Origin of the sequence: Nonomuraea muscovyensis (assembly GCF_014207745.1) — a bacterium.
Lineage (GTDB): Bacteria > Actinomycetota > Actinomycetes > Streptosporangiales > Streptosporangiaceae > Nonomuraea > Nonomuraea muscovyensis.
Genome location: NZ_JACHJB010000001.1, coordinates 40,962 through 61,072, shown reverse-complemented (window position 1 = coordinate 61,072; position 20,111 = coordinate 40,962). Strand labels below are relative to the sequence as shown.

Here is a 20,111-nt window from a genome sequence, read left to right as displayed (position 1 = left end):
GTCCGAAAGAGCACAAAGAAGACATTCAGCGCGGCTGAGGATAAGGATCGCTGATGGTGAAACCCGAGCATCTGCGCACGCTGCGTGAGGTGATCAGGCGTGGATCGTTCGCCGCCGCCGCCAACCGGCTCGGCTACACCCCCTCGGCCGTGTCGCAACAGATGACCGCGCTGGAGCGGGAGATCGGAGTGCGCCTGTTCATCCGGTCGGCCCACAGCGTCCTGCCCACCAACGCGGCGGAGGTGATGGCCAGGCACGCCTCCACCGTCCTGAGCGACATCGACCGGCTGGTGGCCGCCGTGCGGGAGACGCATCGCAACACCCGTCGGCAGTTGCGCCTGGGCGCGTTCTCCAGCTTCGTCCTGCACCGCATCACCGCGGTTCTGCAGCAGATGTCTCCCGACGACAGGGCGTGCTTCCGGTTGTCCGTGGGAGAGCCGTCCCAGCTCATCCCGCAGCTCGGCGCCGGTGGCGAGATGGACGCCGCGATCGTCTACCGGGTGGGCGACGCCGGGCTGTCGTGGCCTTCGTCGGTGGAGCAGCGCTGGATCGCCGAGGACCCGTTCAAGGTCGTCCTGCCCCGCTCGTGGCCCGACCTCGCCCCCTATCGCGCCGAACAGCTGGTGGACCTGCCGTGGGTGGTGCACCACCCCGCCAGCAGCGACGCCTCCTTCTTCGACGGACTTTTCGCACGCTGGGCTCTGCACCCGCGCATCGTCGGCTACTCCGACGACTTCAACGCCACGCTCGCCATGGTGGCGGCGGGTATGGGCGCGGCGCTCATCCCCGAGTTGGCGCTGCCGACCCGCGATTGCGGCACCGTCATCGCCGACGTCCCCTGGCTGAACACCAGTCGCAGCATCTTCGCCCTCGTCCGTTCGGACCGGGAGACGGCCCGGCTGAGCGCCTTTCTGGACTCGTTGCACCGTCCTGTGTGAGCGTGGATCCGTTCTCTGCCGGACCGGTCAACGTACTCGGCACGGATAAACGCGGATATAGCTGGTGTTGATGAGACTGGTGGGTTTGTGGCGATATGCCGCTCGGCACAGGTGTCAAAGCGATCAGATTGGCCGGAGCGGATATCGCCGGGGCTCTCTCACCGCGGCGGTTTCAGCGCAGCTTGCCGAAGAACTCCCGGACGTCGCCGACGAGCAGGTCGGGGGCCTCCATGGCGGCGAAGTGGCCGCCGCGACCGAATTCGGACCAGTGCACGACGGTGTGTTCGAGCTCGACAGTGCGCCGGATCGACACATCCATGGGGAAGACCGCGACCCCGGTCGGCACCGTGGAACGCTCACTCGCGCCCCAGGCTCCGGCACGCGCGGTCTCGTAGTAGCTGTTGGCCGAGGACCCGGCAGTGCCGGTCAGCCAGTACAGCATCACGTTGGTGAGCAACAGGTCTCGGTCCACCGCGTCCTCGGGCAGTTCGGCGGCCGGATCGGTCCACTCCTTGAACTTCTCCACGATCCAGGCCAACTGCCCGACCGGGGAGTCGTGCAGCCCGTGCGCCAGGGTCTGCGGCCGGGTGATCTGGATCATCGCGTAGCCGGACTGCTCGGTCTTCAGGTACCGCAGGTGCTCCAGCCGCGCCCGCTCACCCTCACCGCCATCGCCGCCGCCTGCCGCGACTCGCTGCGCCTGCGTTTCGACTACCGCACCCACGACGGAACCAGCAGCATCCGCACGACCGAGCCGCACCGGCTGGTGCACGCGGGCCGGCGCTGGTACCTCATCGGCTGGGACGTCGAGCGCCGGGACTGGCGCACCTACCGCGTGGACCGCCTCGACCCGCGCACGCCCACCGGCCCCCGGTTCACCCCGCGCACCCCGCCGGACCCCGATATCAGCGGCTACACCTCGCGGGCGATCTCCACGTCGGCCTACCGCTACCAGGCCAGGTTCACCCTGCACGTCAGCGCCGAGACCGCGGCGGAGCGGATCGCCCCCACCACCGGAGCGCTGGAGCCGATCGACGAGCACAGCTGCACCCTGCGGGCCGGGTCCAACTCGCTGGACGAGCTGGCCATCTACGTGACGACCAAAGGGTTCGACTTCCAGGTGCACGAACCCCTGGAGCTTGTCGAGCACGTCAGGACGCTGGCAGCCCGGCTCGCCGGCGCGACGGATCAGTACCGCAGCCGGGCGGGGGCGGCAGGAGTGGGGCGGGCACACGACGACGAGGCTTCGCGACCTTCGCGCGGAACGGAGTCGTGACGCGGATCACGTCGGCGGCGGGGAATAGCCGCCGCTCACCCTGTCGTTGACACGAGTTGTGAACGAGGCATGCGCGAAAGGTCACCGGGGTGCCCACCAGGGCGGCGACCGGTGCCGTATGCGCATGGGGCGAATGTGCGCCATGGGTTGTCAGGCCCACCGCGCCGCGTGCTGTCAGGCCGGCTGAGCAAGCCGCCGACGAGAACCCACCCGTTCCCACCCCGATAGGTCACCCATGATCTCCCCAGGTTTCGTGCTGCGCAGGCTGTGCCACCTGCCGTTCCCCCCGGGCACCCGCTGACCCGCCGGGCTCTCGTTCCGGTGGTCGTTGTCGGTCCGCGTGGCGTGCGCCGCGCTCCAGTGGTGGGGAAGTTTCGTGATCCAGGTGTCCGGCCTGCGCAAACTGTACGGTGACACCGTCGCGCTCGACGGTGTCGACCTGCACGTGCGCGAGGGTGAGATTTACGGCGTGCTCGGCCAGAGCGGCGCCGGCAAGAGCACGCTGCTGCGCTGCGTCAACCTGCTCGAACGGCCCACCGCGGGCACCGTCAGCGTCGCCGGCCGGGAGATGACCGCGCTCCCGGACCGCGAGCTGAACCGCGCCCGCCGCCGCATCGGCATGATCCACCAGCACTTCGCGCTGCTCTCGTCGCGCACGGTCGCCGGCAACGTGGCCTTCCCGCTGGAGGTCATGGGCGTGCCCCGGGCCGAACGCCGGCGCCGGGTGGCCGAGCTGCTCGACCTCGTCGGGCTCGGCGGCCGGGGCGGCGACCACCCGCACCAGCTCTCGGGCGGCCAGAAGCAGCGCGTCGGCATCGCCCGCGCCCTGGCCGGCGACCCGGCGGTGCTGCTGTCGGACGAGGCCACCTCGGCGCTGGACCCGGCCACCACCCGGTCCATCCTCGACCTGCTCAAGCGGCTCAACGCCGAGCTGGGGCTGACGATCCTGCTGATCACCCATGAGATGAACGTCGTCAAGAGCGTCTGCGACTCGGTCGCCATCATGGCGGACGGCCGGGTGCAGGAGTCGGGCCGCATCGCCGACCTCATCCGGACCCCGGGCGCCCGCCTGACGAGGGACATCTTCCCGCTGCCCGAGCCGGCGCCGCCGGGTTCGGTGACACTGACGTTCACCGGCGACCCGCAGCGGCCGGTCGTGTCGGAGGCGGTGCGCAAGTTCGACGTGGAGATCAGCATCCTGGGCGGCTCGATCGAGGAGTTGGCGGGCGGCTCCGTCGGCCGGCTGCGCGTCACCATCACCGGCGAGGCCGCCCCCGCCCTGGCCTACCTGCGCGAACGCGGGCTGCTGGTGGAGGTGGCCCCGTGAGCCGCGACCGGTCCGTGACGGAGGAGAACCGATGACCTGGGACGAGATGGCGCCGCTGCTGTGGGAGGCCACCGGTCAGACCGCGCAGATGGTCGGCTGGTCCACCCTGTTCACCGTGCTCTTCGGGCTGCCGCTGGGAGTGGCGCTCGTGGTGTTCGATCGGGGCGGGCTGCTGCCGCTGCCGGGGCTGAAGGCCGTGCTGGGCGTCGTCGTCAACATGGGCAGGTCGCTGCCGTTCATCGTGCTGATGATCGCGATCATCCCGTTCACCCGGCTGGTCGTCGGCACCACGATCGGGACGGCCGCGGTGGTGGTGCCGCTCACCGTCGGCGCGGTGCCGTTCTTCGCGCGCCTGGTCGAGACGGCGCTTCGCGAGGTCGGCGCCGACGTGGTGCAGGCCGCGCAGGCGATGGGCGCGAGCCGGACGACGATCGTCGGCAAGGTGCTGCTGCCCGAGGCGTTCCCCGGGCTGGTGGCCGGGCTGACCGTCACGGTCGTGGCGCTCATCGGCTACTCGGCCATGGCGGGCACCGTCGGCGGGGGAGGGCTGGGCGACCTGGCCGTCAGGTACGGCTACCAGCGGTTCGAGACCCTGCTCATGATCGTGACTGTCGTGGTGCTGATCGTGATCGTGCAACTCATCCAGAGCCTCGGCGACGTGGTCGCCCGGCGTCTGTCACATAAGTAAAGGAAAAAAGATGAAATTTCGGAGCATTGTAGGCGCTGCCGCGCTGTCCCTGTTGCTGACCGCATGCGGTGCGTCGCAGTCGGTCACCTCCGCGCCTGCCGAGTCGGCCGACACGGTGCTGAAGGTGGGCGCGAGCCCGGTGCCGCACGCCGAGATCCTCACCTACGTCAAGGACAACCTGGCGCCCGCCGCCGGGCTCAAGCTGGAGATCGTGGAGTTCACCGACTACGTGCAGCCGAACGTACAGCTCGGCGAGGGCCGGCTGGCCGCCAACTTCTTCCAGCACAAGCCCTACCTGGACGACTTCAACGCCTCCAAGGGGACCGAGCTCAGCTTCGTCACCCCGGTGCACCTGGAGCCGCTGGGCCTGTACTCCAAGAAGGTGACGGAGCTGTCCGCGCTGCCGGACGGCGCCGCCGTGGCCGTACCGAACGACGCCACGAACCTGGGCCGGGCGCTCAAGCTGCTCGCCGACAACGGCGTGATCACGCTGAAGGACGGAGCCGGCACCGCGGCCACCGAGCGTGACGTGACCGGCAACCCGAAGAAGCTGACGTTCAAGCCGCTGGAGGCCGCGCAGCTCCCGCGCTCCCTCGACGACGTGGACGCCGCGGTGATCAACGGCAACTACGCCATCGAGGCCGGCCTCAAGCCCGCCTCGCAGGCGCTGGTGCTGGAGAAGGCCGAGGGCAACCCGTACGCCAACGGCCTCGTCGTGGCGGCCGGGCATGAGAAGGACGCGAACATCGTGACGCTCGGCAAGCTCCTGAAGGACCAGAAGGTCGAGGACTTCATCAAGCAGAAGTACGCGGGCTCGATCATCGCTGCCGAATGATGGTGATATTTCTGAAAGATCAGGAAAATGCCCGTATCTAGGGCTATAGCGCATCTCAAGGCATTTGTAAGTATTCGGCAATGAGGTCGGCGTACCAATACGGGGACAGCAACACCTCTCCCGAGGAGGACCCGACCATGCGGATCGTCTCGCGCATCCTGATCGGCGCCGCCGCGGCCACCGCCGTGGCCGTCGGCGCCCCGGTCGCCGCCCACGCGGCGACCTCGACCGGCTCCGCCTACGAGGCGGACTGGGGCCCCTACTTCTCCAGCGACCACCGGGCCAAGGCCACCGGCCACGTGAGCGTGGAGAAGAAGCCGTACAAGCACTGGTACTGGAAGACCGTCGTCGTCAAGAAGAAGGTCTGCAAGCCCGGCAAGGGCGACAAGCACTGCAAGATCGTCATCAAGAAGACCAAGAAGCACGCGTGGGTGTGGAAGCACCGCGACGTCTTCACCGTGCACAGCAAGCTCTACGCCAACAAGTGGTGGGGCGGCAAGAAGTGCGCGTGGGAGACCTTCAAGGTCGTCGAGCACGACGGTGACACGTACTTCAGGAAGTTCCGCAACTGCAAGAAGTTCCCGGCCGAGTTCTCCTTCTCCGGCAAGGACGCCGCCCACATCTTCGTGGACGTGAGCAGGGGCCACTTCGGCGGCCCGACCGGCCAGCACTCCGGCTGGAAGGACGTCTACCACGCGGCCGCCTGATGCTCCCGGCGGACGGACGGCGCACGACGGGGCCGCGATCTCGGAGGGGAGATCGCGGCACCGCCCGTACGAGCGGGATCCGCGCCCGTGCGGGCGCGGATCCTGGCGCGGGCGGCACTGGCCGAATAGTGTTCGGTCATGCATCCGGGAGTCATCGCGGCAGCCACCCCCGACAAGCCCGCTGTGATCATGGCGGGCTCCGACGAGATCATCACCTACCGCCGGCTGGACGAGGAGTCCAACCGCCTGGCCCATCTCCTGCGCGGCGCCGGGTTGCGGCGCGGCGACCACATCGCCTTCATGCTGCCCAACCACCCCCTCTTCCTGGCCGTGGCCTGGGCGGCGCACCGCTCGGGCCTGTACTACACGGCGATCAGCTCCCGGCTGCTGACCGAGGAGCTCGCCTACATCGTCGACAACTGCGGCGCCCGGGTGTTCGTCTCCAGCGCCGACCTGGCCGGCGTCGCCACCTCCATCACCGAGGCCACCCCCGGCGTCGAGCTGCGGCTCATGCTCGACGGCGTCGCCGAAGGCTTCACCTCCTACGAGGAGGCGGTGGCCGGGATGCCGGTCACCCCGATCGCCGACGAGTCGCAGGGCGCCGACATGCTCTACTCGTCCGGCACCACCGGCCGGCCCAAAGGGGTCAAACCCTCCCTGCCGAGGGCGCCGCTCACCGAACCCGGCATGCTCTACCGGCTCATCGAGGGCCTGTTCAAGCCGGACGCCGACAGCGTCTACCTCTCGCCCGCCCCGCTCTACCACGCGGCGCCGCTGCGCTACTGCATGACCTTCCAGCGGCTCGGCGCGACGGTCGTGGTGATGGAGCGCTTCGACCCCGAGCGCTACCTCGCACTGGTGGAGCGGCACGGGGTGACGCACACCCAGCTCGTCCCGGCCATGTTCGGCAAGCTGCTCAAGCTGCCCGAGGAGACCCGGAAGGCGTACGACCTGTCGTCGCTGCGGTGCGCCATCCACGCCGCCGCGCCCTGCCCGGTCCCGGTCAAGGAACAGATGATCGACTGGTGGGGCCCGATCGTCCACGAGTACTACGCGGGCACCGAGGGCAACGGCTTCCTCTACACCGACTCCCACGACTGGCTCGCCCACCCGGGGACCGTCGGCCGTTCCCTGCTCGGCACCGTGCACATCTGCGACGAGGCCGGCGACGAACTGCCCGTGGGGGAGCGGGGTCTGGTCTACTTCGACAGCGGCATCCGCTTCGAGTACCACGGCGACCCCGGCAAGACCCGGTCCGTCCAGGACCCCCGGGGGCGGGGCTGGACCACCCTCGGCGACATCGGCCGTCTCGACGCCGACGGCTTCCTGTACCTCACCGACCGGCTCTCCTACATGATCATCTCTGGCGGGGTGAACATCTACCCTCAGGAGGCCGAGAACGTCCTGTCGGTGCACCCCAAGGTCGCCGACGTGGCCGTCTTCGGCGTCCCCGACGAGGAGATGGGCGAGCAGGTCAAGGCCGTGGTCCAGCCCATGCCGATGGCCGAGGCGGGGCCGGGGCTGGAGGCCGAACTGATCGCCTACTGCCGGTCCCGGCTGGCCGCGTACAAGTGCCCGCGCTCGGTGGACTTCCGCGCGGAGCTGCCGCGCCACGCGACGGGCAAGCTCTACAAGCGGCTGCTGAGGGACGAGTACTGGCCCGCGGACGGCTGAGCCGCGGCCATTGACGCCGCCGCCGGGCCGCTCGACACTGAAGTGCACCTGTGCCGGCCCGTTGGGGGGCGCCATGCCCGAATGGCTGCTCGCTGTCCTCTTCCTCGTCGGACTGTTCGGCGTCGGAGGCGCCGTCTACGCGCTCACCATCTGGCGCGACCGCGGCGACCCCGCGGTTGGTGACGGCGGCGGCTCCCCGGCCGGCGACTGACCTGGGAGGACGGGAAGAATCTCGGCCGGTTCCGCCGCGCGGGGGACCGGCTCCCAGCAGGGGCGATAAGGCGCCCGTCAGGTGTTTCACGCACCTCCGATCACCGCCTTAACGTGCACTTACGCGGGACTTGGCACCCTTGAGTCATCGGGACTTGAGGAGATGACATGAACGCGAACGAGCCTGGCGAGCAGAACACCAGCGGCTGGAGCCAGTTCGGTGCCACCCCGCCCACCGCGGGAGGGTTCCCCCGGCGGGACACCCCGCAGCCGGGCATGCCCACGCCCCCGCCGCCGCCTCCCGCGGCGGTGCGGCCCGGCTTCTCTCCCGGTAAGAAGGCCATCGCGGGCCTCGCGCTCGCCGCGATGGCGCTCGGGGGCGGCGTGGTGGGAGCCGCCGTGGCCACCGCCTTCCAGCCGGGGGCCGGCCCCGTCGCCGCCGCGCCCGCCCCGGCCTCCTTCCGGCAGGCGTCGAGCACGTTCACGATCGCCGACGTCGCGCAGAAGGTGGAGCCGTCGGTCGTGATGATCCAGGGCAACAGCGGTGAGGGCTCCGGCGTGGTGCTGTCGGCGGACGGGCTGATCCTCACCAACAACCACGTGGTGCAGGGCGCCACCCAGGGCGGGCTCCAGGGTGGCGGCGGCCAGTTCACGGTCAAGTTCAGTGACGGCAAGACCGCCAAGGCCACCGTGGTGGGTACCGACCCGGCCACCGACCTCGCGGTCATCCGCGCGGAGGGAGTCTCCGGGCTCACCGCCGCCGCCCTCGGCAACAGCGACTCGCTGCGGGTCGGCGACCCGGTGCTGGCCCTGGGCAGCCCTCTCGGCCTGCAGGGGTCGGTCACCGCGGGCATCATCAGCGCCCTGGACCGTACGCTCACCGTCGGCGGCGAGCAGCAGCAGATGCCGCCCGGCTGGGGGCAGCGCGGCCAGACGGGCGAGACCACCACGATCGGCGGCGCCATCCAGACCGACGCGGCGATCAACCCCGGCAACTCCGGCGGTGCCCTGGTGGACGCGGCCGGCCAGGTGGTCGGCATCAACACCGCCATCGCCACCGGCGGCGGCACCGGCAACATCGGGGTGGGCTTCGCCATCCCCATCAACACCGCCAAGCAGGTGGCCGACCAGCTCATGAACGGCGGCAAGGTCACCCACGCGTTCCTCGGGGTGAGCGTCACCGACGCCACCGGCGACGTGCCCGGCGCCCTCGTCCGTCAGGTGACCGCCGGCAGCCCCGCGGACAAGGCCGGGCTCAAAGAAGGCGACCTCATCACCAAGATTGGCGACAAGGCGGTAGATGGGGGAGATACAGTGGTTGGGCAGGTCAGAGGTTTCAAAGTGGGCCAACAGGTTCAGATCACATATGTGAGGGACGGCAAGCCGCAGAGCACCACCGTGACCCTCGCCGAGAAGAAATAACACAGACCCCCTCACGGACGGGTGTGCCGTCGAGATCGCTGCGGACTCGGCGGCACACCCCCACCGTTCGGTGCGCACCGGTGCGGCTAGGAGAAGCGGCGTCCCTCGTCCCGCCGGTAGGCCCAGACGGCGGCCACCGCCGCGACCACGGTCCACCCGGCCAGCATCACCACGGCCACCGGATCGGGCGACGAGCCCGTGGTGGCGGCCCAGACCAGCTCGACGGCGCCGCGGCTCGGCACGAACGGCGAGACGGCCTGCACGAAGGCCGGCATGATCTGCGGTGGCAGGAACAGCCCGCCCAGGATCGCCACCGGGAAGAACAGCAGCTGCGACACCCCGATGGCCGCCTTCGACGACAGCACGAAGCCGAGGAACAGGCCCAGCAGCATGAACGGCACCGACCCGGCCAGCAGCGCCGCCATGCCGAGCAGCAGCCGCGGCACGGTGATGGCCGCTTCGGTGAACAGGCCCGCGATGACCAGCACCGGGATCACCGCGACCAGCATGATCGCCATGGTCGTCAGGATGCGCCCGGCGAAGCGGGGCAGCGGTCCGGCGGGCAGCGTGCGCAGGTAGGGGTTCCACGGCTGCTCGCGGTCCTGCGCGACCGAGATGCTCAACCCCATCAGCGCCGCCGACATGGCGCCGATCATCATCATCGACCCCGTGGCCGTCGTCGCGGCGACCGGGTCGTCGGCCGCGAACGGCACGACGAAGGCCAGCATCGACGCCGCCGGGAAGAACGCGCTGGAGACCAGGCCGATCGGCACCCGGATCTGCTCCAGCATCTGGTAGCGGGTGTGGGCGAGGACGAGACTAGACATGGGCGTTCTCCCTGGCGGTGATGGTGAGGAAGGCCTCCTCGAGGGTGGTGGGCCTGATCTCCAGCCCGGAGAACGGGGCGCCGCTGCGCACCAGTTCGACCACCAGCCGGTCCGGGTCGGCGGTGAGCAGGTGGACGCGGCCGTCCGCACGCTCGGAGCCGAGCACGCCGGGCAGCTCCGGCAGCGTGTCGGCGGACAGCGTGACCCGCCGCACGCCGACCATGTCGCGGATGGCCGGCACGGTGTCGTCGGCCAGCACGCGGCCGTGGCCCACGACCACGACGCGCTGCGCGAGCGCCTCGATCTCCTCCAGGTAGTGGCTGGTCAGCAGGATGGTGCCGCCGTCGTCGTGGAAGGCCCTGATGCCGTCCCACAGCGCCCGCCGCCCCTCGACGTCGAGGCCGGTCGTGGGCTCGTCGAGGAAGACCATCTTCGGCCTGCCCGCGAACGCCAGCGCCACGGCCAGCCGCCGCTTCTGCCCGCCGGACAGGCCGCCGATCTGGCGCCTGACCAGATCCCGCAGCCCGAACCGGTCGAGCAACTCGGCCCGGTCGGAGCGGTTCGGGAAGTGCGCGGAGACGAAGTCGACCACCTCGCCCACCCGCAGCGCCTCCGGCAGGCCCGTCTCCTGCGGGGTGACGCCGATGTCGCGGCGCATCACCGGGTCCTGCGGGGAGCCGCCGAGCAGCTCCACCGTGCCGGAGGTCGGCCGGCGCAGGCCGGTGAACAGGTTGATCAGCGTGGACTTGCCGGCGCCGTTCGGTCCGAGCAGGCCCACCAGCTCGCCCGCCCGGATGTCGAGGGACACCCGGTCGAGGGCTAAGACGTCGCCGTAGCGGCGGGTGACCTCTGCCGTGCGGGCGAGGACGGTCATGACGAACCTCCAGCGGTGTCGAGCAGCGAGCGGATCGCCTTGGTGTAGTCGTCGAAGGCGAGCCGCCCGCGCTTGGTCAGGGCTACGTAGGTGACCGGGGTGCGGCCCCGGTGGGTCTTGGTGATCCGGACGTATCCGGCGTCCTCGAGCTTGGTGAGGTGGACGGACAGGTTGCCCGCGGTCATGCCGAGCAGCTCCTTCAGTGCCGGGAAGGCCATCTCGTCGCCGTCGGCGAGCGTGTTGAGCGCGGCCACGACGCGCAGCCTCGCCTGGGCGTGGATGACGGGATCGAGCTCGGGCAGCGGGCCGTCGGCCGTCACCGCCGCCGCCTCGGCCAGACGCTCACGGCGAGGAACCCGCCGCCCAGGAACACGGCCGCCAGCAGGGCGTGCCAGCCCGCGCCGAGCAGGACGCCGATTGCGTCGACGGCCAGGACGCAGACGCCGACGAAGAACATCGTCCAGTCGAGCCAGATCGCCCCGCCGGCCATGTAGAGGACGCCCACCACCAGCATGGACACCGCCGCCCAGAGGAGGCCGCTCTCGTCCGGGGGAAGTTGCGGCGACATCCGCATCGCGATGACGACCATGAGCATCATCCCGGCGAACCACGCGTAGCCGTACATCATCCCGCGCGCGGAGCTGTCACCGCGCACCCGGCCGCTCATCTTCGTGATCCCGTACGCGGCGACGGCCCCGGCCAGCACCTGCAGGCACAGCTGCACGCCCACCGCCTGCATCTGGGAGATCGGCAGGTAGGGCTCGCCGTCGAGGCCGTAGTGCAGGAACAGCGTGCCGAACCCGAGCAGCCAGGCGACACCCCACGGCCCGTAGATGAGGCGCGGATCGCCCTTGAGGTGCCTGACGGTGTCGGCGCGCTGCCGCTCGATGAGCCGCAGCATCTCCTCGGGACTCGGCGTCCGCTCGCTGTCATCTACCATGACAACCTCTCTCATAACCAAACTGGTTTGAATCATAAACCTGTTGGCCGTGCGAACACAAGAAAGCGGTTCCGGGCGGCTCTCACCGGCGGGTCAGGACCTCGGACTCCCACAGGTCGCGGTAGTAGCCGGGCTCGGCGACCAGCCGGTCGTGCGGGCCGCGCTGGATCACACGGCCCTCCTCCAGCACGATGATCTCGTCCACACCCTCCAGGCCCCGCAGCCGGTGGGTGACGAGCAGCGTGGTGCGGCCGTGGGTCACGTCGAGCAGGTCGGCCATGAGCCGGTCGGCCGTCTCCTCGTCCAGCGCCTCGGCGGGCTCGTCCAGCAGCAGCACCGGCGGGTCGTACAGCAGGGCCCGCGCCAGCGCCAGCCGCTGCAGCTGCCCACCGGAGACGGTCCTGCCGTCCTCGCCGAGCTGGGCGTCCCAGCCGGTGCGGTCGGCCCACCGCTCCAGCCGCGCCTCCCGCACGGCCTCCCGCAGCCGGTCCTCGCCGGCGTCGGGGCCCGCGAGGCGCAGGTTGTCGCGCAGGGTGGTCTGGAAGATGTACGGGTCCTGGGTGAGGCCGGTCATCAGGGTCCGCACGTCGTCGGAGGCGAGGTCGCGGATGTCGACACCGTTGACCCGCACGCTTCCCGACTCGGGCTCGACCAGGCGCATCAGCGCGGCCAGCAGGGTGCTCTTGCCGGCTCCGCTCGGCCCCACGAGCGCCACCCGCCGGCCGGGCGTCAGCGTCAGCGACACCCCGTCGACCGCCGCCCGCGCCACGCCACCGACCCTCGGCCCGGCCGCGCTCCCCCGGCCTGCCTGCGCGGCCGCCTCCTGGCCCGCCTGCGCGGCCGCCTCCTGGTCCGCCTCCCGCCCAGCCGGTGGGGCCGTCTCCCCGCCCGCCTCCCGGTCCGCCTGCCCGGTTGTGGTCGTCCCGGCAGGAGGTGCCGGGTCGCCCGCGGGCGCGTGGCGCACGACGAGGTCGACGACCTCGACCGTGTACGGCGGTCGCGGGAGCGGCGCGGGGGAGGTCGGCTCCGTGACGGCGGCCGGGGCGCCGCGGACCTCCTTGAGGCGGCGCAGCGCCGCCGTGACGCCCGCGAGCCGCTCGCCCGCCGCCGCCAGGGGCAGGACCGGCTCGAACGACACCAGTGCCGTGAGTGCCAGCACGGCCGTGGCCACCGTACCGGCGCCCGCCGCCTGGGCGATCAGCACGATGCCCGCCACCGTCAGCCCCTGCGTGAGCGTGCCTGCGGCCAGCGCGAGGGCGTGGACGCGAGACTGGCGGCGTTCGAGCGCGGCCAGCGCCTCGTCGGCGGCCCGCGCCTGGTCCAGCGCCCGCTCGCCGGCGCCGTAGGCGGCCAGGTCGGCCGAGCCGTGCACCAGGTCCGCCACCGTGCCCGCCAGCGCGGCCCGCGCCGGGGCGATCCTGGCCGCCCAGCGGCGCGCCCCCGCCGCGGTGACCGCGGGAAGCAACACGCCCGCCACCACCAGCCCGGCCACCAGGACGAGCGCGGCGGCCGGCAGCACGAACAGCCCGACGCCCACGGCCGCGACGGCGGTGATGGCCGCCGCCGCGGCGGGCAGCAGGCAGCGGACCAGCAGGTCCTGGACGGCCTCGGTGTCGTCCACCATCCGGCTCAGCAGGTCGGCGCCGCCGTGCCGGGGCGGGCGCGGCGCGATGAGCGCCTCGTACAGGCGCTCGCGGGTGCTCGCCTGGGCGCGCAGGGCCACGTCGTGGCCGGTGAGGCGTTCGGCGTAGCGGAAGACGCCCTTGCCCGTGGCGAACGCCCGCGTCGCCACGATCGCCACGCTCAGGGCGGCCAGCGGCGGCTGCTCGGCCGCCCGGGTGATCAGCCACGCGGCGGCGGCGATCAGCCCGAGCCCGGCCAGGTCGGCCGCCGCCCCCGCCAGCACGGCCCAGCCGAGCCGGGTCGCCATGTGCCGGTTCACGTGTCCCTCCCCAGGCGCCGGGACTCCACCCGCGCCCTTCCGTCTCCGGCCTCCGCGACCGCCTCGGGCACTCCCTCGCCCCGCGACGCCTCGAACGCCTCCTCCGCCCGCCCGCCCCCGTGCGGGGCCTCACCCACGCGACCCGGCACGTCACCGGGCACGACGCCTGTGGCGCCCTCGGCCTCCGCGTCCTGGTGCCTCAGGTCTGTCTCGTCCGGCGTGTCGCTAGGGGGCGGGGCCGCCTCGCTGCCGGGCCGTGTCGTGTCGGAGACGACGCGGCCCTCGTGGACGCGGATGACGCGGTCGGCGAGTTCGATCATGGCGGGCCGGTGGGCGACGATGACGGCCGTGCGCCCGCGGCCGAGGCGGGCCGTCGCGGCGACCACCGCCGCCTCGCTGCGGCCGTCCAGGCGGGCCGTGGGCTCGTCGAGGAGCAGCACCGTGGCCTGCGGGCGGCAGAAGGCGCGCGCCAGGGCGATGCGCTGGCGCTGGCCGGCCGACAGGTTGGCGCCCCGCTCGCCGACGGGCGTGTCGTAGCCACCGGGGAGCCGCTGGACGAACTCGTCGGCGTACGCGGCCGTCGCGGCCCGCCGTATCTCCTCCGGCGTGGCGTCGGGCGAGCCGAGGCGGATGTTGCCGGCCACCGTCGTGGTGAACAGGTGGGGGCGCTGCGGGACGAACGCCAGCCTCTCGCGCCAGGCGTCCAGGTCGAGGTCGCTCAGGTCGACGCCGTCCACCAGGACCCGGCCCTCGGAGGGCCTGACGAAGCCGAGGACGAGGTGCAGGAGCGTGCTCTTGCCGCCTCCGCTCTCGCCCACCAGGGCGACGTGCTCGCCCGGGGCGATGGTGAGGGAAACGCCGGTCAGGGCCGCGTCGTCACGGTCGGGGTAGCGCACCGTGACGTTCTCCAGGCGGATGGCCGGCGGCCCGGACCCGCCCACTGCCTCCGGCCGGGCGGCGTCATCGGGAGAGGAACCGGTGGAGGAGCCGGGAGCGGAGCCGGTGGAACGGCCGGCGCCCGCCCCCGCGACCGCCGCGGCGGTGGGCTCGGCGGACGGGTCTGCGGAGCGGTCGAGCACGGCGAAGGCGGCGTCGGCGGCGGCCACGCCCTCCATCGAGGCGTGGAACTTGGTGCCCATCGCGCGCAGCGGCAGGTACGCCTCCGGCGCCAGCAGCAGCACCAGCAGCGCCGTCGTCAGGTCCAGCGACCCGCCGAGCAGGCGCAGCCCGATCGGCACCGCCACCAGGGCCAGCGACAGTGACGCGCACAGCTCCAGCACCAGCGACGACAGGAACGCCACCCGCAGCGTCCGCATGGTCGCCGACCGGTGCGCGTCGGCCACCTGCCGGATGACGCCCGCCTGGTAGCGGGCACGGCCGAAGGCACGCAGCGTGGGCAGGCCGCGCACCACGTCGAGGAAGTGCCCGCCGAGTCGCGACAGGGCGTGGTACTGGCGCTCGGTGACGGCCTTGGTCGTCAGGCCGACCAGCGCGCCGAAGACGGGGATCAGCGGCAGCGTCACCAGCACGATGACCGCGCTCGCCAGGTCGGCGGCGAAGAGCCGGACGAGCACCGCCACCGGCACCACCGCGGCGACGGCGACGGCCGGCAGGTAGCCGGTGAGGTAGTCGTCGAGGCCGTCGAGGCCGCGGCCGGTGAGCGTGACCAGCTCGCCAGAGCGGTGGCCGGTCAGCCTGGCCGGGCCGAGCTCCTGCAGCCGGACCAGCAGCCGGTGGCGCAGCGCCGACTTCACGCCGGTGGCGGTGCGGCCGGCGAAGACGCCCTGGGTCCAGGCCAGCAGCGCCCGCAGGCCCACGACCCCGGCCACGCCGGCCAGCGCGACGCCGGCGAACCTGCCGGACAGCACCCCGGCCAGCAGCTCCGCCTGCACGAGCACGAGCAGCCCCGCCAGCACGGCCGCCGTCATCGTGACGGACAGGTGACGTCGTACCGACTGCTCGGCCCGCATGAGCCGCAGGAGATCTTTGTGCACGTGACCTCAGAAGAACGAGAGAGTCCGGACGGGGCCCTTCCCGGGACGGAAAGTGCGCCACACCCATACTTGCGCGATCACCATCACCGGCGCGAACGGCAGGACCATGACACTGAGCACACTCAGCGTAGAGGACGGCGCGCTGTGCTCCAGCAGGTACGGCAGGGCACCACCGACCACCGCGGCGGCCGGCAGCGCCGCGGCCACCCCCGACAGCGCCAGGGCCCGCCCGGAGCGGGTGATCCCGGCCGTCTCCGGCGCCCGCCAGGCGAGGAACGTCCACCCGTGCCAGGCGAGCAGCAGCGTGACCACCACGCCCAGCAGCAGCCCCACGGGGTGCAGCAGCGAGGAGCCGAAGCCCGTCGCGGCCGCGTACAGCGCCATGCCCCAGCCGAACGCCAGCCCGAGCGAGCCCAGCGTGATCATCGCGTCCCAGAAGGAGCGCCAGGCGGCGCCGTCGGCGCGACGCCGGAACCACAGCCCCGCGTCCCGCACGATCCAGGCCAGCAGCATGGCCACGACCAGCGGGTACAGGCCGAACAGCACCTCGCCCTCCAGCATCGGGTACACCCCGAACAGGGTTCCGGCCACGGCCACCAGCCACACCTCGTTGGCCAGCACGAACGGCGCCATGGCCGCCACCATCCGGTCCCTGCCCCGCTGGTTCCGGCCGACCAGCGGCAGCAGCAGCCCGACCCCCAGGTCGAACCCCTCCAGGGCGAAGTAGCCGGTCAGCAGCAGCGCGAAGACGGCGTACCAGATCAGTTCCATGTCAGCTCCCAGTGGCTCGGCTAGTGGCTCAGTGCGGGGGCGCGCTCGTCGGTGGCGCCGAGGTGCAGGTCACGTGGGCCGCGCCTGACCACCCGGGCGATGAGCGCGTAGTCGGCGACCGCGAGCATCCCGAGGACCGCGACGAAGCCGACGAAGGAGGCGTTGACCATGCCCGAGGTCAGCCCGGGGGACATGGCGTCGGCCACGGTCAGCCGGTCCCAGATCATCCACGGCTGCCGGCCCACCTCGCGGGCCAGCCAGCCGCAGATGGCCAGCGCGAACGGCACCGGGGTCATCGCGACGAGCACCGGGTGCGACCAGCGCCAGCGCGGCAGGCGACTCCTCGTCACCAGCATGGCGAGCACCAGGAGCGACAGCAGGTTCCCGCCCTCCATCATGATCGCGAGCGCGGAGTTCGCCACGCCCGCGTCGGAGTCGAACTTCTCCTCCGCCACCCCGCCGAACTGCGGGTAGCCGAACGCCACCGCCATCCACAGCCCGACGAACGCCGCGCCCACGCCGGTGCGCAGCGACGCGGTGAAGAACGCCTCCTCGCCGTCGCGGCGGCGCAGCCGGTAGGCGCTCGCCCCGACGACCACCATCGCCCCGGCGAACAGGCCGGCCCCGATCACGTGCGGGAACGAGAAGACCAGCGCCTTGTTCGTGAACAGCGCCCCGACGTCGACCAGCTCCATCCGGTCGCCCCTGAGCGCCGCGCCGGCCGGGTTCTGCAGGAACGAGTTGGCCACCATGATGAAGAAGGCGCTGGCGTACGCCGTGAGGGTCACCAGCCAGATGCACGCCAGGTGGAGCCACTTCGGCAGCCGCCCCCACCCGAAGATCCACAGTCCGAGGAACGTGGACTCCAGGAAGAACGCCACCAGCGTCTCCATGGCCAGCGGGGCGCCGAACACGTCACCCGCGTAGTGGGTCAACCCGGCCCACGACAGCCCGAACTGGAACTCCATGACCAGTCCGGTGACGATGCCCAGCGCGTAGTTGATGACGTAGATCTCGCCCCAGAAGCGGGTCATCCGCTCGTGCCCGGGGTCCCCCGAGCGCACCCAGCGCGTGTGCATGATCGCCGCCAGCGGCGCCAGTCCTAACGTCACCACCACGAACAGGAAGTGCAGGCTCCCCGTCACCGCGAACTGCAACCGTGCCAGGTCGAGCACGTCCATCGCGTCCTCCTCGATCCATGTTGTAGTAGACAGCCTACATGTAGGCTGTCTACATGAAGCATGGTTGCCTAGGATCGTGCACATGAACCCCGACGCGCTGCGCGGCCACATGGACGCCCTGCTGCTGTCCGTTCTCGAAGCCGAGCCGCTGCACGGCTACGCCATCATCGAGGCGTTGCAGGAACGCAGCGGCGGGGCGCTGAGCGTGCCGACGGGCACGGTCTATCCCGCGCTGCGCCGGCTGGAGCGCACCGGACACCTGGCCAGTGAGTGGGCCACGGTCGGCGGGCGCAAACGCCGCACCTACCGGCTGACCGACTCCGGCCGCAGGCAACTGGAGGGGGAGCGGTCGGCGTGGCGGGAGTTCACCACCGTGATCGGCAGCGTGCTGCGGCCCCGCCCCGGCGACGCGCGCGCCGAGACGGGCGCGCTGCGCCCCTGAGGGACCACGCCGCCGCGAGGGTGCGACGGCTGCGGGCGGGTCGCCGCCGGGGGCCGGTCAGGCGCGGCGGGTGAGGCGGAGGCAGCGCACGGCGCCGTAGAACTGCAGGCCCCAGAAGGCGGAGGTGGCGACCTCGGCCAGCATGACCGGCGCCAGCCGGTCGAACCCGGCGGGCAGGTCGGAGACGGCCGACACGAGCAGGCTGAGCAGGCCGCACAGCGGCAGCGTCACCATCACCACGAGGCCCAGCGACCGGGTGATCGGCACCGGCCGGCGCATCCAGCGGGCGCCCCGGCCGAGCGCGAGCAGCGCGAGAGCGCCGTAGAGGCCGGCCACCACCTGGATCGCGTCGAGCAGCGCGGTTGCGGTGGTGTACCAGGCCGGCCGGGCGCTCCACGCGGGGTGGTCGCCCGGGAAGATGTGCCAGATCGTCGACCAGATGAGCACGCTCAGCGGCAGCGTGAGGAACAGCACCGCCGCGAGCCGCCGGCCCGCCACCACGGTGAGCTCCTCCTGGTAGCCCGGCGCGATCTGCGCGACCTCGCCGAACTCCTCGACCGCCACCCGCTCGGCCGCGGCGCGGTCTAGCCCCTGCGCCTCCAGGGCGTCGGCGGTGTCGGTCAGGCTGTCGCGCGCTTCGACGACGAGATCACGCTTCGGGCCGGACGGGCCCGCCAGGGCCCTGCTGAGATCGGCCACGTAGTCGTCGATCAGCATGCCCCAAGTGTACGGATTCCGCCCCCCGGGGTCACTCGGGGGCATCCCCCATTCGTGGGGCCGCTTGATACGTAGGAATTTTCCTACATATAGTGGGCGGCATGCACATCTCCTCGATCAGCACCGTGACCCTGCCCGTCGCCGACCAGCAGCGCGCGCTCGACTTCCACGCCGGCGTGCTCGGGCTGGAGGTCCGCTCCGACAACCCGTCCCCGATGGGCCGCTGGCTCAGCGTGGCCCCCAAGGGCGCCGAGACCGCGCTCCTGCTCGCCTCCTGGTTCCCGGACATGGCGCCGGTCGGCGGCCTCGTGGCCGCCTCGCCCGACCTCGACGCGCTCGCCGAACGCCTGCGCGAGCACGGCACCCAGGTCCAGGGGCCCACGAACGAGGCGTGGGGCAGGCAGCTGCTCTTCAACGACCCCGACGGCAACGGGTTCGTGGTGACCCAGGCGTGAGCGCCGACCACGTCTTCGCCGCCCTGGCCAGCCCGGCCCGGCGCGAGCTGCTGCGCCTGCTGCTCCAGGAGGGCGCGCAGCCCGCCGGCCGGCTGGCCGAGCGGTTCGACATGAGCCGGCCCAGCGTGTCGGAGCACCTCAAGGTGCTCAGGGACGCCGGCCTGGTGGCCGAGTCGCGCAAGGGCAGGGAGCGGCACTACCGGCTGGAGGCGGCGCCGCTCATGGAGGTCCGCGACTGGCTCACCCCGTACGAACGCTTCTGGCGCGACAGGCTCGCCGGCCTGGGCGCCCTCCTCGACGAACTGGAGGACGAACCGGAGGTCGAACCGGAGGACCAGCCTTGGGGCCGGCCGACGGACGGGATGAGGGACGGGATGAGGGACGGGGTGGAGGACGGCGATGGATGAGGACAGGCACGCGATCCGGCTCGACCAGTTCCTCGCCCACCCGCCCGCCAAGGTGTGGCGCGTGCTCACCGAGCCCGACCTGCTCGCCCGGTGGCTGATGCCCACCGACTTCAAGCCGGAGGTCGGCCACCGCTTCACCTTCCGCACCACGCCCAAACCGGCCACGGGCTTCCGCGGCGTGGTCTACTGCGAGGTGCTGGAACTGGAGCCCGAGAGGCTGCTGAAGCTCAGCTGGAGCGACGGCGAGCGGGCCGACTGGACCGTCACCTGGCGGCTCCGCCCCGAGGGCAGGGGCACCCGGTTGTTCTTCGACCACGAGGGTTTCGACCCGGACGACGCGATGCAGCGGATGGCCCGCCGGATCATGGGCGGCGGCTGGCGCTCCACCCACGAGCGCACCGTCCCCGCGCTCCTGGACGAGATGGACGAGATGGACGAGATGGACGAGCTGGATGAGCTGGACGAGCGGGCCGTGCGGTAGCGC

The 20,111-nt window shown here is 71.8% G+C and carries 23 protein-coding genes; 13 read left to right on the top strand and 10 right to left on the bottom strand.

Annotation, left to right across the window (positions count from 1 at the left end; genetic code table 11):
- Positions 1 to 53: 53 nt before the first annotated feature.
- A complete protein-coding gene (locus tag FHU36_RS00280; RefSeq protein ID WP_185081799.1) occupies positions 54 to 938 on the top strand; it encodes a LysR family transcriptional regulator in 885 nt (294 codons plus the stop codon).
- Positions 939 to 1,110: 172 nt separating this feature from the next.
- Here FHU36_RS00280 and FHU36_RS43955 read toward each other — a convergent pair whose 3' ends face one another.
- Positions 1,111 to 1,539 carry a hypothetical protein gene (locus tag FHU36_RS43955; protein WP_312891371.1) on the bottom strand — a complete coding sequence of 143 codons (429 nt, stop codon included), beginning with the start codon at positions 1,537 to 1,539 and terminating at the stop codon, positions 1,111 to 1,113.
- Between the two features lie 36 nt (positions 1,540 to 1,575).
- On the opposite strand from FHU36_RS43955, the gene FHU36_RS43950 reads away from it, so the two are divergent.
- The 8 genes from FHU36_RS43950 (at position 1,576) to FHU36_RS00235 (ending at position 9,077) form a co-directional block, all read left to right on the top strand.
- Complete coding sequence (locus FHU36_RS43950) at positions 1,576 to 2,214, top strand: WYL domain-containing protein (RefSeq protein WP_312891370.1); 639 nt, start codon at positions 1,576 to 1,578, stop codon at positions 2,212 to 2,214.
- A 376-nt stretch (positions 2,215 to 2,590) separates the two neighbouring features.
- Complete coding sequence (locus FHU36_RS00265; RefSeq protein ID WP_185081798.1) at positions 2,591 to 3,541, top strand: methionine ABC transporter ATP-binding protein; 951 nt, start codon at positions 2,591 to 2,593, stop codon at positions 3,539 to 3,541.
- A 31-nt stretch (positions 3,542 to 3,572) separates the two neighbouring features.
- Positions 3,573 to 4,229, top strand: coding sequence for a methionine ABC transporter permease (locus FHU36_RS00260; protein WP_185081797.1), 657 nt, complete (start codon positions 3,573 to 3,575; stop codon positions 4,227 to 4,229).
- A gap of 10 nt (positions 4,230 to 4,239) precedes the next feature.
- Positions 4,240 to 5,064 carry a MetQ/NlpA family ABC transporter substrate-binding protein gene (locus FHU36_RS00255; RefSeq protein WP_185081796.1) on the top strand — a complete coding sequence of 275 codons (825 nt, stop codon included), beginning with the start codon at positions 4,240 to 4,242 and terminating at the stop codon, positions 5,062 to 5,064.
- A 137-nt stretch (positions 5,065 to 5,201) separates the two neighbouring features.
- On the top strand, positions 5,202 to 5,771 hold the full coding sequence (locus FHU36_RS00250; protein WP_185081795.1) for a hypothetical protein: 570 nt from the start codon (positions 5,202 to 5,204) through the stop codon (positions 5,769 to 5,771).
- Between the two features lie 138 nt (positions 5,772 to 5,909).
- The gene (locus tag FHU36_RS00245; protein ID WP_185081794.1) at positions 5,910 to 7,445 is read left to right on the top strand and encodes an AMP-binding protein; all 1,536 of its coding nucleotides are present in this window, start codon (positions 5,910 to 5,912) and stop codon (positions 7,443 to 7,445) included.
- A gap of 73 nt (positions 7,446 to 7,518) precedes the next feature.
- Complete coding sequence (locus tag FHU36_RS00240) at positions 7,519 to 7,656, top strand: hypothetical protein (protein WP_185081793.1); 138 nt, start codon at positions 7,519 to 7,521, stop codon at positions 7,654 to 7,656.
- Between the two features lie 167 nt (positions 7,657 to 7,823).
- Entirely contained in the window at positions 7,824 to 9,077 is a 1,254-nt protein-coding gene (locus FHU36_RS00235) for a S1C family serine protease (RefSeq protein WP_185081792.1), read from the top strand.
- 86 nt (positions 9,078 to 9,163) lie between these two features.
- Here the strand turns inward: FHU36_RS00235 and FHU36_RS00230 are convergent, their stop codons facing one another.
- The 8 genes from FHU36_RS00230 to FHU36_RS00195 form a co-directional block, all read right to left on the bottom strand.
- Complete coding sequence (locus FHU36_RS00230) at positions 9,164 to 9,904, bottom strand: ABC transporter permease (RefSeq protein WP_185081791.1); 741 nt, start codon at positions 9,902 to 9,904, stop codon at positions 9,164 to 9,166.
- The gene (locus tag FHU36_RS00225) at positions 9,897 to 10,778 is read right to left on the bottom strand and encodes an ABC transporter ATP-binding protein (protein ID WP_185081790.1); all 882 of its coding nucleotides are present in this window, start codon (positions 10,776 to 10,778) and stop codon (positions 9,897 to 9,899) included. The genes FHU36_RS00230 and FHU36_RS00225 overlap by 8 nt, the downstream gene beginning before the upstream one ends.
- Positions 10,775 to 11,098 carry a transcriptional regulator gene (locus FHU36_RS00220; protein WP_312891369.1) on the bottom strand — a complete coding sequence of 108 codons (324 nt, stop codon included), beginning with the start codon at positions 11,096 to 11,098 and terminating at the stop codon, positions 10,775 to 10,777. Before FHU36_RS00220 ends, FHU36_RS00225 begins: the two co-directional genes overlap by 4 nt.
- Positions 11,095 to 11,718 (bottom strand): transporter, encoded by a 624-nt coding sequence (locus FHU36_RS00215; RefSeq protein ID WP_185081789.1) that lies wholly within the window; start codon positions 11,716 to 11,718, stop codon positions 11,095 to 11,097. The genes FHU36_RS00220 and FHU36_RS00215 overlap by 4 nt, the downstream gene beginning before the upstream one ends.
- Before the next feature lie 82 nt (positions 11,719 to 11,800).
- Positions 11,801 to 13,648 (bottom strand): amino acid ABC transporter ATP-binding/permease protein, encoded by a 1,848-nt coding sequence (locus tag FHU36_RS00210; RefSeq protein ID WP_185084517.1) that lies wholly within the window; start codon positions 13,646 to 13,648, stop codon positions 11,801 to 11,803.
- A gap of 8 nt (positions 13,649 to 13,656) precedes the next feature.
- Positions 13,657 to 15,654, bottom strand: coding sequence for a thiol reductant ABC exporter subunit CydD (gene cydD, locus FHU36_RS00205; RefSeq protein ID WP_312891367.1), 1,998 nt, complete (start codon positions 15,652 to 15,654; stop codon positions 13,657 to 13,659).
- Between the two features lie 6 nt (positions 15,655 to 15,660).
- Positions 15,661 to 16,425, bottom strand: a complete 765-nt coding sequence (locus FHU36_RS00200; protein WP_185081788.1) for a cytochrome d ubiquinol oxidase subunit II — start codon at positions 16,423 to 16,425, stop codon at positions 15,661 to 15,663.
- Between the two features lie 20 nt (positions 16,426 to 16,445).
- Complete coding sequence (locus FHU36_RS00195; RefSeq protein WP_185081787.1) at positions 16,446 to 17,606, bottom strand: cytochrome ubiquinol oxidase subunit I; 1,161 nt, start codon at positions 17,604 to 17,606, stop codon at positions 16,446 to 16,448.
- 82 nt (positions 17,607 to 17,688) lie between these two features.
- On the opposite strand from FHU36_RS00195, the gene FHU36_RS00190 reads away from it, so the two are divergent.
- A complete protein-coding gene (locus tag FHU36_RS00190; RefSeq protein WP_185081786.1) occupies positions 17,689 to 18,048 on the top strand; it encodes a helix-turn-helix transcriptional regulator in 360 nt (119 codons plus the stop codon).
- A 57-nt stretch (positions 18,049 to 18,105) separates the two neighbouring features.
- On the opposite strand, the gene FHU36_RS00185 is transcribed toward FHU36_RS00190, so the two are convergent.
- Complete coding sequence (locus FHU36_RS00185) at positions 18,106 to 18,765, bottom strand: permease prefix domain 1-containing protein (protein WP_185081785.1); 660 nt, start codon at positions 18,763 to 18,765, stop codon at positions 18,106 to 18,108.
- A 101-nt stretch (positions 18,766 to 18,866) separates the two neighbouring features.
- On the opposite strand from FHU36_RS00185, the gene FHU36_RS00180 reads away from it, so the two are divergent.
- Genes FHU36_RS00180 through FHU36_RS00170 form a run of 3 tightly spaced genes read left to right on the top strand, consistent with a single transcriptional unit; the run spans position 18,867 to position 20,108 of the window.
- Positions 18,867 to 19,220, top strand: a complete 354-nt coding sequence (locus tag FHU36_RS00180) for a VOC family protein (RefSeq protein ID WP_185081784.1) — start codon at positions 18,867 to 18,869, stop codon at positions 19,218 to 19,220.
- The gene (locus FHU36_RS00175; RefSeq protein WP_185081783.1) at positions 19,217 to 19,627 is read left to right on the top strand and encodes an ArsR/SmtB family transcription factor; all 411 of its coding nucleotides are present in this window, start codon (positions 19,217 to 19,219) and stop codon (positions 19,625 to 19,627) included. Before FHU36_RS00180 ends, FHU36_RS00175 begins: the two co-directional genes overlap by 4 nt.
- Positions 19,620 to 20,108 (top strand): SRPBCC family protein, encoded by a 489-nt coding sequence (locus tag FHU36_RS00170; RefSeq protein WP_185081782.1) that lies wholly within the window; start codon positions 19,620 to 19,622, stop codon positions 20,106 to 20,108. The genes FHU36_RS00175 and FHU36_RS00170 overlap by 8 nt, the downstream gene beginning before the upstream one ends.
- Positions 20,109 to 20,111 lie beyond the last annotated feature (3 nt).

Bases quoted from the DNA above. Each gene is read 5' to 3' on its own strand.
- FHU36_RS00280 (WP_185081799.1), top strand. From the start codon at position 54: ATGGTGAAACCCGAGCATCTGCGCACGCTGCGTGAGGTGATCAGGCGT.
- FHU36_RS43955 (WP_312891371.1), bottom strand. From the start codon at position 1,539: ATGATCCAGATCACCCGGCCGCAGACCCTGGCGCACGGGCTGCACGAC.
- FHU36_RS00260 (WP_185081797.1), top strand. From the start codon at position 3,573: ATGACCTGGGACGAGATGGCGCCGCTGCTGTGGGAGGCCACCGGTCAG.
- FHU36_RS00255 (WP_185081796.1), top strand. From the start codon at position 4,240: ATGAAATTTCGGAGCATTGTAGGCGCTGCCGCGCTGTCCCTGTTGCTG.
- FHU36_RS00250 (WP_185081795.1), top strand. From the start codon at position 5,202: ATGCGGATCGTCTCGCGCATCCTGATCGGCGCCGCCGCGGCCACCGCC.
- FHU36_RS00245 (WP_185081794.1), top strand. From the start codon at position 5,910: ATGCATCCGGGAGTCATCGCGGCAGCCACCCCCGACAAGCCCGCTGTG.
- FHU36_RS00240 (WP_185081793.1), top strand. From the start codon at position 7,519: ATGCCCGAATGGCTGCTCGCTGTCCTCTTCCTCGTCGGACTGTTCGGC.
- FHU36_RS00235 (WP_185081792.1), top strand. From the start codon at position 7,824: ATGAACGCGAACGAGCCTGGCGAGCAGAACACCAGCGGCTGGAGCCAG.
- FHU36_RS00230 (WP_185081791.1), bottom strand. From the start codon at position 9,904: ATGTCTAGTCTCGTCCTCGCCCACACCCGCTACCAGATGCTGGAGCAG.
- FHU36_RS00225 (WP_185081790.1), bottom strand. From the start codon at position 10,778: ATGACCGTCCTCGCCCGCACGGCAGAGGTCACCCGCCGCTACGGCGAC.
- FHU36_RS00215 (WP_185081789.1), bottom strand. From the start codon at position 11,718: ATGGTAGATGACAGCGAGCGGACGCCGAGTCCCGAGGAGATGCTGCGG.
- FHU36_RS00210 (WP_185084517.1), bottom strand. From the start codon at position 13,648: ATGGCGACCCGGCTCGGCTGGGCCGTGCTGGCGGGGGCGGCGGCCGAC.
- FHU36_RS00200 (WP_185081788.1), bottom strand. From the start codon at position 16,425: ATGGAACTGATCTGGTACGCCGTCTTCGCGCTGCTGCTGACCGGCTAC.
- FHU36_RS00195 (WP_185081787.1), bottom strand. From the start codon at position 17,606: ATGGACGTGCTCGACCTGGCACGGTTGCAGTTCGCGGTGACGGGGAGC.
- FHU36_RS00190 (WP_185081786.1), top strand. From the start codon at position 17,689: ATGAACCCCGACGCGCTGCGCGGCCACATGGACGCCCTGCTGCTGTCC.
- FHU36_RS00185 (WP_185081785.1), bottom strand. From the start codon at position 18,765: ATGCTGATCGACGACTACGTGGCCGATCTCAGCAGGGCCCTGGCGGGC.
- FHU36_RS00180 (WP_185081784.1), top strand. From the start codon at position 18,867: ATGCACATCTCCTCGATCAGCACCGTGACCCTGCCCGTCGCCGACCAG.
- FHU36_RS00170 (WP_185081782.1), top strand. From the start codon at position 19,620: ATGGATGAGGACAGGCACGCGATCCGGCTCGACCAGTTCCTCGCCCAC.